The following is a 525-nucleotide window of genomic DNA, read 5'->3' as shown; positions in this document are numbered from 1 at the left end:
GATGCAGCAGGTCAGAAAAGACCTGGCGCACCAACTTAATCAACTCACCAGTCCTGAACTTCACGTCTTTCTGGACAGCATAACAGCCATTGATGACGGACTAAGCCTGAACCAGCTCAGAGGCGGTGCAAAAAGTCTGACCGTACCTGAACTTAAAAAAGAGCTTGCCCTTTATCATCAGTTAGCGCCATGGCGCACGCAAATCAATGGCGTTATCGATGGGCTTAATCTGTCTCTTAAAAATCGACAACACTTCGGTGAGCTCATCAACTATTACGGTAGTAAACTCAAACGATTCAAACGCGCACAGCAGCATCTATGGTTGCTATGTCACCTGACAGAGCGGATACAACTGGCACTGGAACGGTTAACTGATGGGTTCATTTACCATATCCGCAAGCAACAAGAAGCTGCCAACACCTTTGCACAACAAGCAGTGTTCCTGTCCTGGCAGTCAGCCGCGGACAATGTCACGAAAGCGGCAGAGTTACTGCATCTGTTTGTGGATGAGAACATTGATGATAA

1 pseudogene is annotated in these 525 nt (G+C 47.4%); it reads left to right on the top strand.

Annotated elements, in window-relative coordinates:
- A pseudogene (locus tag R7R24_RS30225) lies at positions 1 to 525 on the top strand (Tn3 family transposase); the annotation flags it as partial.

Source organism: Vibrio sp. 704 (genome assembly GCF_033339295.1).
The sequence above is the reverse complement of the archived record's forward strand: the minus strand, read 5'-3'. Positions and strand labels throughout refer to the sequence as shown.